7 protein-coding genes and 1 riboswitch are annotated in these 12,703 nt (G+C 38.8%); all 7 genes read right to left on the reverse strand.

Features of this window, described 5'->3' with window-relative positions; all coding sequences use genetic code 11:
• The 7 genes from ACHCNF_RS03025 to ACHCNF_RS03055 all read right to left on the reverse strand — a co-directional run bounded on the left by ACHCNF_RS03025 (position 1) and on the right by ACHCNF_RS03055 (position 12,664).
• Entirely contained in the window at positions 1 to 1,470 is a 1,470-nt protein-coding gene (locus ACHCNF_RS03025; protein ID WP_408071320.1) for a cobyric acid synthase, read from the reverse strand.
• A gap of 3 nt (positions 1,471 to 1,473) precedes the next feature.
• A complete protein-coding gene (locus ACHCNF_RS03030) occupies positions 1,474 to 3,030 on the reverse strand; it encodes an ABC transporter substrate-binding protein (protein WP_408071321.1) in 1,557 nt (518 codons plus the stop codon).
• Positions 3,031 to 3,035: 5 nt separating this feature from the next.
• Complete coding sequence (locus tag ACHCNF_RS03035) at positions 3,036 to 4,220, reverse strand: sirohydrochlorin cobaltochelatase (RefSeq protein WP_408072184.1); 1,185 nt, start codon at positions 4,218 to 4,220, stop codon at positions 3,036 to 3,038.
• Positions 4,221 to 4,933: 713 nt separating this feature from the next.
• A riboswitch (cobalamin riboswitch) is annotated at positions 4,934 to 5,121 on the reverse strand.
• 61 nt (positions 5,122 to 5,182) lie between these two features.
• Positions 5,183 to 6,325: a GGDEF domain-containing protein gene (locus ACHCNF_RS03040; RefSeq protein ID WP_408071322.1), complete on the reverse strand. Its 1,143-nt coding sequence runs from the start codon at positions 6,323 to 6,325 to the stop codon at positions 5,183 to 5,185.
• 17 nt (positions 6,326 to 6,342) lie between these two features.
• A complete protein-coding gene (locus ACHCNF_RS03045) occupies positions 6,343 to 7,131 on the reverse strand; it encodes a response regulator (RefSeq protein ID WP_408071323.1) in 789 nt (262 codons plus the stop codon).
• A gap of 44 nt (positions 7,132 to 7,175) precedes the next feature.
• Entirely contained in the window at positions 7,176 to 10,607 is a 3,432-nt protein-coding gene (locus ACHCNF_RS03050) for a DegV family protein (protein ID WP_408071324.1), read from the reverse strand.
• Positions 10,604 to 12,664 carry a hybrid sensor histidine kinase/response regulator gene (locus ACHCNF_RS03055; protein ID WP_408071325.1) on the reverse strand — a complete coding sequence of 687 codons (2,061 nt, stop codon included), beginning with the start codon at positions 12,662 to 12,664 and terminating at the stop codon, positions 10,604 to 10,606. The genes ACHCNF_RS03050 and ACHCNF_RS03055 overlap by 4 nt, the downstream gene beginning before the upstream one ends.
• Positions 12,665 to 12,703 lie beyond the last annotated feature (39 nt).

Consider the following 12,703-nt stretch of genomic DNA (forward strand, 5'->3'; position numbering starts at 1 on the left):
TTATATACCTATTGCCTCATATATCAGATCAAAATCAAGACTGTCCCTTAACACATCAGCAAGCCTGTCAAGCTCCTTTTCCTGATGTGATGCCTCATCCTCAATATCAAATGTCACGTCCTTTAATCCCTTTTTCTCACATATTATTTCAAGCAGTTTTCTGCACGCCTTGGCAGAATCAAAAATACCGTGAATATATGTTCCAAAGACATTTTCTTTGTTCATTATCGGGAGCTTTTTTTCATCCATGTCAGAAGTTCCCATATGTATCTCATAACCGCTTATATCCAGTCCGTTTAGTGATACATAGTCATCTGTAAGCCCTGCAATTATCCCTTTTGTCTGCCTTAACATCTTTTCATGATTAAAAGTTGTTGTGATTGGAAGGAGTCCTAATCCGTTACAGTTTCCTCCCCCCTCAAGGAAATCCTTATCGTCAATTTTCTCTCCAAGCATCTGTAAGCCGCCGCATATACCGACAACAAGAGCTTTTCCGTAAGATGCTTTTATGATTTCGTCTGCAAGTCCTGATTCCCTAAGCCAGTTCATATCTTTTAATGTATTTTTTGTTCCGGGGATAATGATCATATCTGCGTTTTTTATATCATCAGCTCTTTTTGTATAAATAAGGCTTACTCCCGGGATTCTCTGCAAAATTGAAAAGTCTGAATAATTACTGATATAGGGAAGTCTTACAACAGCAATTCTAATAATTTCTTCTTCACTTCCCCTCGCTATCTTGTTTTCAAGTCTTTCAGAAATACTATCCTCTTCCTCCAAATCCAGATTCACATATGGAACTATTCCCGCAAAAGGAATTTTGCAGTATTCGTAAAACATGGAAAGTCCCGGTTTTAGCAAAGATACATCTCCTCTGAATTTATTGATTATAAGACCTTTGACTCTTTTTCTCTCCTCATCAGACATCAGATTAACCGTGCCAAGGAGCTGAGCGAAAACTCCGCCGGGATCTATATTTCCTGCAAGAAGTACTGGTGCATCCAGCATTTGGGCAAGTCCCATATTAACTATGTCATTTTCTCTTAAATTGATTTCAACAGGACTTCCCGCACCTTCTATCACAATTATATCTGTCTCTTTGGAAAGTCTGTCATAGGCAGATATAATATCGGGAATAAGCTGCTTCTTCATCCTGAAATAGTCAGCTGCACGCATATTTCCTATAGGAACGCCATTTACTATAACCTGCGAGGTCGTATCTCCCATCGGCTTTAGAAGTATAGGGTTCATATCGGAAGAAGGCTCTATTTGCGCAGCCCTTGCCTGAACAGCCTGAGCTCTTCCTATCTCTTTTCCATCCCTTGTCACAAAGGAATTCAAAGCCATATTTTGAGATTTAAAAGGGGCTACTCTATACCCATCCTGCCTTAGCACCCTTAAGATACCTGCAGTAAGTATACTCTTTCCGGCGCCTGACATAGTGCCTTGAATCATTAGATTTTTTGACAATTTTTACCACCTTAGTTTATGAATGAATTTTGTATCTTCACTTTTCCCGTTAAAAATACTTCTTAAATTATCTATGATTGTTCCGCTCTCACCTGCAAACTGATACAGCGATTTATCTATATAATAGACATCACCTTTGTTAAAGGCTTTAAAGTCATTGAAAGTAGCATCCATGCTCATCAAATCACCAATCGAATCCGGAACATCCTCTATTGTTGCGTTATAGAGCACTATATCAGCTTCCGAGGCATAATCATAAAAGCTTTCTATACTGATAGTTTCCTGTGTGGAGGAGCTATCGTCATCATTGTCTTTGGGCCCAAGATAGATTGCACCTGCCATTTCTATCATTCTGGCCAGATAATCATTCTGCTTTTTTGTAATCACAAGATGATTTGAATTTATCGAAAAAACTGCAACTGTTTTTCCGGAAGCCTGTGAATCATCAAGTGCTTTTACTATACCAGTCTGTTCCTCAAAGGCTTTATGGGCTTCCTCTTCTCTGTCTGTAAAAAAACCATATATTTTTATCCATTCCAATCGCCCAAGAGGACTTTCCTCATAGCTTGACCTGTCAATAAAAACCTGTATACCAAGATCCTGTAGCTTTTCCAGAACCTTAGGTGCATGAAGTATCATCGTGTTTTCAATAGTCAGATCAATATCCTTCATTATTATCTTTTCATAGTCCGGAGCGCTGTATTTTCCACCATATTCCATGCTTCCGGTCTCCATTGCCTTTCTTGCAGAGTCGATATACCACTTGTCCTTAGTAAGCCCTGAAAGAACAATTTTTTCAGTTTGACCAATAGTGTCAAAATGGCACATCACTCCTGAGGCTGCCAGATATATATTATTAAAAGGCTTATGCAAAACAACTATATCCTCATCAAGGTCTTTTGGAATCCCCTTATCCCCCGGAACTATGAGATATTTTCTGTCATCATCCAAACATATACATGCATATCCTTCGCTGTATCTGTGGATTGCAAAGCACTTTGCGTATTCATTTTCATCTGTTGATATATAGCGCAGTCCATCTATATCAGGAGCGCTTTTTAGACTTTTAAGTCTGTCTGCAGGATGTTCATCTGAATTTAATTTATCTGAATCTATTTTGTCCTGCGCGGTGTCATCACTGTCTGAATCAAGCGTATCCTTCCCGCTTGATTTTTCAATGGAAAATCTAAGTGAGTAATCAATGAGATGTGCCTGACTCATGGCTGTTGTATCAGCCTGCACAGACATATCCTTGTCAAATTCTATAGGAATTATGAATTCAGAATTGCCTTCAGAATTGACTGGATAATAGGTCTTTCCACCAACTATCATATAGTCATAATTAGAGCTGCTCCAAACAATATCCGCTTCTGCTTTATTATTCTTTACAACAACCCTGCATGGACTTTCAATATGTGCTTTTCCGCTTCCTCCCATAAGCGACACAGATGCGGCATATTCCCCATCGGAAATAGAACCGCATCCTGCCATGCTTAAGGTAAAAAGAATGACCAGAAAAGCTGCTATAACAAATTCGGTTCTTCTTTTTACAATTTTCATATGTATTAATCTATCACTTCACCTGCGTGAGAAACATATATTTCCTGTACCTCAGGTATTCTGCCAAGTCCGCTGATCTGACAATCAACACTCTCAAATGAGCCGTCACTTGTAAATAAACTCTTCCAGCTATCCTCATCATCACCTGCCATATCGTTGTTTGCATGATCACCTGCTACTACCATAAGAGGGCGAAGAATAACCTTTTTGTAGCCTGCAGTTTTAACAGCATCTATTACAGCATTCACCTCTGTCTCCTCAGGAAGACCTTCTACTGTACCTATGAATACATTTTTGTAATCAAGCTCCTTCATTTGTGTCTGCATCTGTGAATAGGTCACATTTGCCTTATGGGAAGTGCCGTGTCCCATAAATACAAAAGCAGTACCGTCTTCACCTGCAGCCTCAAGGCTGTCATAGCCTGCCTCCTTTACAGCAGCTTCTGCAAGAGCCTTAGCGACCTTCTCCTTATCTTCATTGCTGATGCTTGCATCTTTTCCAACTTCTCCAAGAAGAGGCTCAGCGATTTTAACACTCTCGAATTTGTCACTGTACTTATCAAGTGTTTCAACTAGTTCATCATACTCTGCGCCATGCATCAGATGTGTGGGCTGAACAACAATATTCTTAACACCGTTATCTGCTGCTCTCTGAAGAGCCTGATCAACATTATCTATCTTCTCAGCATCTCTGGCATTTACATGATTAATAATAATCTGAGCAGTGAACGCTCTTCTTACTGACCAATCAGGATATGCTGCTGCGAGAGCCTTTTCAACTCCTCCAATGTCCTCGGATCTGCTGTCATTAAAGGATGTACCAAAGCTTACAACCAAAAGTTCATTTTCTCCAATGTCATCACCGTTTAACGGATCATCCTTGGAAGCGTCACCTGTATCATTACCAAAGTAGTCAGGATCTGCATTCTCTCCTTCCACCAGTTCCTTCTGCTCATCTGTAAGCTCATCCCATGCTTTTTTTGCTTCCTCGCAGAGGGAATCTGTCTCTTTTGTCCATGTCTGAACATAGATAGAATCTATAAGGTCAGCAACCTTTTTAGCCTTAGCCATATCGTCTCCTTCTTCGCCTGCTTCGCCCTTTGTCACATCCGAAACAGTAACTTCATGGTCATACCATTTTCCCTTTGTGCCAAGAAGAGCAAGCTGGAATGGCTCATCGATTGCAGGCACAGGAACATCAAAGCCGTTAACCTCTTCCTCTGTTCCATCCTCATACTTAACTGTGTCTACTGTAGGTTCAAGAAGAACTGCGCCATCCTTTTGTGCATCTTCTGCAGTACCGGGAAAAAGATTAACAATATTCATGGAAGGAAGTGTGATATGAATCGTCATCTCATTATTCTTAACAGTAAGGGTTCCTCTGTCACCATATACTTCATTTATATGGAACATGCTGTTGTCTGTTGTAAATTTTGCACTGTACTCGCCATCTTCAAGTTGTGATGAATCGGATACTTCTTCTGTTTTTACTTCATTTGCCGTTTCTTCAGTTGCAGTTTCTCCATTTGTCTCTTCAGTCGATTCAGAAGATACTTCTTCAGAAGACTCTGCAGCTGCTTCTTCTGTTGTCGTTTCTTCGGCTTCCTGTGTAGCTGAAGGCAGCTCCTCAGTAGGAGCTGTTTTTTGACCACAACCGCTCACAAGTGAAAATGTGAGAGCAAGCGTCATTATTGCTGCGATAGTTTTTCTTTTCATAATTTACCTCTTTCTTTATGCACTTGTTTTTATGGAAATGAATAATCCGAAATACGACTGACTTAAAAAGAAGAAAAATAAAAAACTCCGCTGAGACGGAGTTCTTAAAAATACGCACACAATAAAGACAAACATAACTATTTGCCCTGAATAAAGTATTCGTACAGCTAATTCCTCGTAGCCCGGATGATCCATGTACAGCGAAAGGCAGGTCTCCCGGCTTATCGATTCAGTATACACAACGTCAGTTTCACCTTCCCGGATTATTCTCCAGTGGCCAATTGAAACAGACTCTCGAAACACGGTGACGAGATCGTGCAGGATTTGCACCTGCTTCCCTTTTCACCTGCACAGCAATTTCTATACTCAATTTATGATAAAGCAACTATTGCCTGCAGACACCTCACGCTTTCCCTATGCAATTATCAGTTATAATATCATCTAACTATCATTTTTTCAAAGTTTTCATGCATTATGTTGTCAGCACGTTTGACAACCATAGCTATATCTGATGTGCCATACATGCAATAAACAGGTGCAAACTCCACTTTTATGCCCTTTTCAGATGCAAGGCGTTTAACCCTTGAGGTATCTGAATTAAAATGAACCTCATCTGTTTCAAATCCGAATGCCACAAACTCCGTACCATTCATTCTAAAAACATATTTTTCACCAAACACTTCAATTAAAGCTTTGGCGAGAACAATAACTATCATATCTCCTACTTCATAGCCCTGAGATACATTTATTTCTGAAAGTCCTATAAGATCACATCTTAAATATCCGAAGGGTTCACTTATATCCAGCTCATTTTCTACAAATCGCTTATAAGCTATATTATTAAAAGCACCGGTAAGCGTATCATTATAGCTGTAAAAATATGTCCTTTTCTGCTCTTCGCGCTGCATTATAAGCTGTGAAATAAAATAGGAGATCAAATTCAGTATTTCAGCCACATCATCAAGTCTGTTCTTCGGTATGTCGGTTACACAACATATTCCGAAAGAATTACCATTTACTTCCAGTGATTCCAAAACCATATTATCAATATCATTATTCTTAAAGAAATCATACAGAGAAGGTATTGTTGCTTTGCAGGCTTCAGCATTTTTTATTATGTGCTGATTGTTTTTCTCAAATCCCTCATATATTTTGTCTACAATTCCAGCAACAGGAAGATACAGGATATCCAGTGATGCTGATTCCAATTCCTCATCATACCATTCATAGGTTCCGCGATACTTCCCGTTTTTCTGATCTTCAAAGATAAAAAACCTCATGGCCTGAAGTTCTTTGCCCAGATATCTGACCATATTGTTTATATTTTCCTCCGGAGAATTGGAGGATACTGCATACTGAATGGCACGATTTATAAGCCTTTCCCTCTCCTTTGCAGCATGATCCTTCTTCCGCAATCTGATTATACTGACCATAAATAATGTCATCATTATGATTCTCAACAGAATAACCATACGGGTATCTATTTTTTTCCAAAGAAGCAGCACATACAACACTATGATTATTGAAAAGTACACACCCAACCAGATATATAATTTTCTTGATGCCTTATTAAGACTCATATATATCACCTGCGCATTTATGATTTCACATCTATGGAATCCAACAGATTTTTATCAAAAAAATCATTCAGAGTTTTTAGCAGCTCAGCCTTATTTGTAGTTTTCAGAATATACCCTGCGGGTTTTAAGTCCACAACACGCTTTATACTTGCTCTGTCACCCTTCCCGGTAAGAAACATAACAGGAATATTTGATGTAGCCGGAAATGATTTAAGCATTTCCAGTATAGTTGGCCCATCAACTACAGGCATGTCATAGTCAAGCAGTATCAAATCCACTTTTCTTCTTGATATATAAGTTATGCCCTGAGTCCCATCCTCTACAGTGCTGACAGTGTAGTTAAATCTAAGCCATTCTCTGACCATCCTGGCATATACGGGATCATCATCTATTATTAAAATACTGTAATGAGAGTTTTCATCGGCAAGTCTCTCTATTTCGCCTTTTATTTCATCAGTCAGTGCTTCCATGTCAACAGGCCGTCCCATCCATGTACAGTCATGAAGCGCAGGAACCGTCTGAATAAACGGTTCACGATCTCTGTCCGAGCCAATAAGGATCAGTCTTCTGTTATGGTCTCTTACAGCATCGCATAGCTTAAAAAGCTCCTTCACCTTTTTCTCATCATCAAGAATTGAATTTTGAAGATAAATAAGAAACACATCCGCCTTATCAATAAAGGCCATTATCTGCTCCATATTTATATCCAGCTTTACTACTGAAAAGTTTTGCTCCTGCAGGCTTTTTTCAATTGACCTGACCACTACGCTGACCTGGTGTGATATAAGTGCAACTTTGTTTGCCATATAGTCCCCCTTGTTTCATAAAAAAGAACAGAGTCATTTAATAACTAATTTACCAGTTTTCTTATCATTTCAAAATTGCTTTCGGCTACATATTTTTTTATCTGTTTTAGTTTCTCCATATCCTCTTTTGGAATCTTATATTCAAAGATTTCATCCAGAATATCCTCAATCATTCCCTTGTCATTTTTTTGAGTGGCATCATATATTCCCTCATAAACATTTTTCAGCAGTTCACTGTCAAATCTCTCGTTAACCTGCGATTCATCTGCTTTTGCACTATCCTCCTGAAGATTATCAAAAAGTGGCGATAGTATATCTTTAAAGCCTCTGAATTTGTTAATAAGCCTGTTATGATTTTCCTTTATAAAACAAATATCATTATTATTACCCGCCATTTCAAGGTCTTTTGCAAGATTTCCAAGATCTGTCGCACCAATAAGTCTCGATGAGCTTTTTAAAGCATGCACCTTAATTGTATAGTTCTTATAATCCTCTTTATCGTAAAAATCTTCTATTTCATCCGCCTTCTTATCAATAGACTCATAGAATATTTTCATAACAGATAAAAGCGATTCCTCAGACCCGGAATATTCAAGTGCAGTTTTTGCATCAATTCCCGTCAACATCTCAAACCGGGATTTTTTACTTTCTTCTGCCTTGTTCTGTCCCACTTCCATTATAGCTTCATCAGTATTACCTTCTTCATAAGTACTGTTCTCTTCGAAAGTGCTGTCTTCTTCATCTATTTCATCTTCAAAGCTGCGTTCTGTCAAAAACTTACCAAGATCATATGAGGTGTTTCCCTTGGTCAAATACGAGATACCCAAAGCACCCATACCACAGTTAAGGGTCATAACAGCAGATGCATTTTGAAAAATAATATTCTCAAAAGCAAATCTTCGACTTATGACCTCTCTGATCCTTTTACATCCTTCCTCTGAAAGTTCAGCATAATTAACCATGATCACATCCAGATCAGGCTTTATCTTTTTCGGAAGCATATGCTCAATATATTTCTCGTAGCAGATTGAAAAATCACCGTAATACATTTTGTCTATTGAAAGAATTCCGTTTTTGACTAGAATACCCGGCCTAAGTCCAAAGGTATTCATAAATCCGTAAATCCACTTACCGATAGACCCGCGATTCATCATAAGTTCTGCATCACCGGTGATAAAACTGCAGCATATTCTATTTTTGGCCTTCTCAAGCTCCTCAATTATTTTTTCAGAGTTCATACCCTGCATGGCCAACCTATGTGCTATAAGCGCGACAAGTCCCATGGCACCTGAATTACAACCGGAATCAAAAACCTTAACATTTCCATACTCCTTGGCAGCTTCAAGTGCATTATCGTATTCCTTGCTTAAGACAGAAGGAAGCGATATATATATTATCTCATGAGCCTTTTTTATCTCTTTTCCGAAAAACCGCTCAAAATCCTCAACAGATGGCGGCAACGATTCAAAGGATATGCCATGCCTCATATAATTGAGCACTTCATCAGCACTTGCCTCTGCTCTGTCACTATAACTCTTGCCGCCGGCATTTATACTAAAAGGAATAATATCAATCTGGCAGCTTTCAAGAGTACTCTTAGGCAGATCGCACATACTGCTGGTTGTGACAATTACAGAAATCTTCTTGCTGTATCTACCTGTGCTATTCTTTCTAACCTTGGCATTAGTGTCTTCGACATTTCTCTTAACCTTATGCTCAGGTAAATATTCCAGCAGCATTTCTTCAAATTCAGCTCCTGATAAAGGTTTAAGCAAATATCCGTCAAAGCCGCTCTTGTTATAAAGCTCTCTTACATCACTACCTGCATTTGCCGTCAAAGCAATTACAGGGACCTGGTTATTAAGGCCTCCTGCCTGTTTTCTGATATATTGAAGACATTCTATACCATCCATCCCCGGCATGAGATGATCCAAAAAGATCACATCATATTTTTCACTAAGAGTCATAGACAGCGCTTCTGTTCCGCTTGAAACCGTATCAATACTGATTTTTGTTTCAGCGATAAGCTTTCTCTCTACCTCAAGATTCATCTCATTATCATCAACAATGAGGATTCTGGCATCAGGTGCAATAAATCCCGGCATATACTTTTCATGTACATCCTTGTAAGCCAGGTTTTGAATATCCACTTCGCCTATACTGTCATGACTTGTTATCTTCTGTCTTAAAGACACAATGAAGGTTGAGCCCTCAGTATATATACTACTAACAGTTATCTTTCCGTTCATAAGACCCACAAGTCTTTTTACTATGGCAAGTCCAAGACCTGTTCCCTCTATGCCGGCATTTCTTTTTGTATCAATTCTTCTGAATTCATCAAACAGGTAAGGTATCGCATCCTGTTTGATTCCAATTCCTGTATCAATTATTGAGTACAAAAGAAGAATGTCATCACCATTCATGTCCCCCTTCTCAATACGAAGAGTTACAGATCCTTCCTGTGTATACTTCACAGCATTGTTCAGCAGATTGATCAGTATCTGCTTTATACGCATTTCATCTCCGTAAAGCTCCGCCGGAATTGACGGATCTATCTCTATGTTCAGTTTAAGTCCCTTCTGCTCAACGCGAAGGCCTATTATATTAACAATATCAGAGAGCATATTCTCGAGATTGTAATTGACAGGAACGATTTCCATCTCTCCGGCTTCCATCTTGGAAAGGTCCAGAATATCATTTACTAAAGACAGAAGCATCCTGCCGGAACCCTGAATATGTCTTGAGTCCTTCAGTATCTCTTCAGAGGCTTCCTCCTGTCTTAAGATGATCTCGTTTAATCCCAAAATAGTATTTATGGGTGTTCTGATCTCATGGCTCATATTGGAAAAGAATCTGCTCTTACTCTCTATAAGTTCCTCAATTTTCTTATTTTCTTCCTTTACTCTCTTATTCTCTTCCTGGTATAGCCACTCCTCAAACCACACCATAAGACAGCCCACTATACCAACCAGAATCATTGAAAACAGAGAGTCAAGGTAGAACAACTCCTGACCATGATGATATATAAGATCAGGATAAAAATATTCATGCGCATAAAACAATATTGTTTCCATGGTAAGGATAACAAGTATTACAGGCTTCCATTTTCCGCTAAGTACCATACCGGTATACAAGTAAGCAAAAATTATCCAAAGAATTCCTCCGCCCTCAATACCGCCGCCAAAATAGAACAGGATAGGAAGCAGCACAAAAACAAGTCCTATAACTACTATTCTCGCTGCCAGATTTACTTTATTCTTTTTTACGGAAACAAAAGTGACTACAGGGATTAAAACTGCAGTGATAATAAGAGATATTATTTCTATCCAGTTTTCATCAAAAGCAATATCTCCCGCCAGCGCAATTAAGATTACAAGATATATGACCAGCGTAAGAAGAATAAATACTCGCTCCTTGAAATTTCTGGATGGATCCTTTATCATATCGATTACTTTTTTCAGAGGTCGTCTAATCATTTAGCACCTCCGTTACGAACAATTTTGCCTTCCGAGAGCCCACGGTTCATGACTCTCTCAAAATCAGCAATCTTTATGGGCTTACTAATAAATCCGTCAAAGCCTTCCCGTAGGAACATTTCCTTTGCTCCGCTTATAGCATTGGCAGTAAGTACTACAGTGTATAACTTCTTCCCCTTTCTCTCTGCCATCCTCTTAAGCTTTTTCATAGCTTCAATACCATCCATTTCAGGCATCATGTGGTCAAGGAAAATTACATCATATTCTTTATTCTCATATTTATTTATTGCTTCCTGCCCGCTTTCTGCGGTTTCGGTTATCATATTGTAATCATTAAAAAGCCCTGATGCCACCACAAGATTCAATGGTTCATCATCCACTATCAGTGCCCTAACTCCATCAAGAACAGGCCTGATTCCTTCACCATCAGGCAGTTTTCCATTAGCATCACCATTAATAAATTCAGCAATAGGATATGAATAAATAGGCTTTGACATATAGATCAAAGAAGAATTTTCCGGCCGTGATATACCTCTGTCCAAAAAGACAGCGACTTTAATGCCATCTTTTGCCAGCTCTTCGAAATATTCAGGTGAGCGTCTATACTCGTCATAACCCATAAAAACATGAGTTATATCCCTTCTTTCCATGACCTTCTTAATCTCAGTCAGGCTGGGAGCCGGGTATAAGTTCACTCTAAGCCCTTTAGCCATATTTGTAGCCATCTCATTATAAAAAGCCCTGACCTTCATGTTTTTAAATTTTTCAGGATTTACATGATATGCAATATTTACAAAGTCCTTTGTCTTTGTTCTGAGGCAGGGTGTGGCATCCAGTACTTCCTGAACCACACTTATCCGCACGGTTGTGCCCTTATTTTTTTCACTTTCTATAGTCACAAAGCCATTCATCAGTCTCACAAATCCATAGACTATGGATAGCCCAAGACCTATTCCACCTGTACTTCTGTTTCTCTTTCTGTTTGCCTGATAATCTCCCTTTGAGATTTTTTCTATATCAGACTTTTTCATTCCAACACCGGTATCAGTCACTTCGATTATCAGGTTTATACCATATTCTTTTCTTATTCCGGTTATTTTCAGATATACTCCGCCCGACTTGGTGAATTTTATTGCATTATCAAGAAGCTGCTCAACAATTTTTCCAAGTCTTGATCCGTCTCCCTTTAGAAGTGCAGGCAGATTGGGATCAAGATCAAGTATCAGCTCAATTCCCTTCTTTACTCCCGTAATATTCAATCCGGTGAAAATATCATTAACCATCGAGATGATGCTGTACTTTTCCTCGACTATAAGAGCATCTCCTCTTTGTATCTCACTGTAATCCTGAATTTCTTCTATCTGATGTGAGAGCCGTATTCCCGCATTTCTTATTGATTCGACATCTTCGCTATAGTTCTTTTTAAGTATAAGCTCAGACATTCCTGTTATTACATTTACAGGAGTCCTGAGTTCATGAGAGATGTTTACAAGGAAGTCCTCCATTGTGGAGTTGTTCATTACTTCGTCTCTCTCTTTCAGTTCCAGGCTTTTTTCAACTGTATGATAATCATCAATAATACTAAGCAATGCTCTATAAAGGGCAAACTCTGCCACACAATGTAGTACTACTCTGGAAATTGTAAGAGAATCGAAGCTTATTGCTTTTGTAATGACTGCATGAACAGTCTGCATTATCATAATGAGATAAAACTCCGCAAGATTAAGATGAAGATACAATTTTCTCTTCAGCAGAGTTGATGTTACAAGAAGAAGTGAAGACGTAACAAAAAGATCAAAATAGCTTGTGAAATGAGCTCCATGAAAAAAGGCTATTATCATGGAAAAAATCATGTAGAAGTTTTCTCTGAACTCCACATCACGGTACTGCCTTATATGAATCCCCCACACAGCTATAATGCCGCACAAAATCAAGGGTAAAACCCAAAATTCCCAACTCAGGTTTATACTCTCTACGATAGCCCCAATACTTGCTATGGTAATTATTACTATTACCACATTATGCGATTTAAGATTCCGGTCAGTACTATCTTTCACAAGTTTATTCCCTCAAATAACGTGAAATCCACCACCTTC

The organism is Butyrivibrio sp. NATIVEDY162, assembly GCF_045999815.1.
Taxonomy (GTDB): domain Bacteria; phylum Bacillota; class Clostridia; order Lachnospirales; family Lachnospiraceae; genus Butyrivibrio.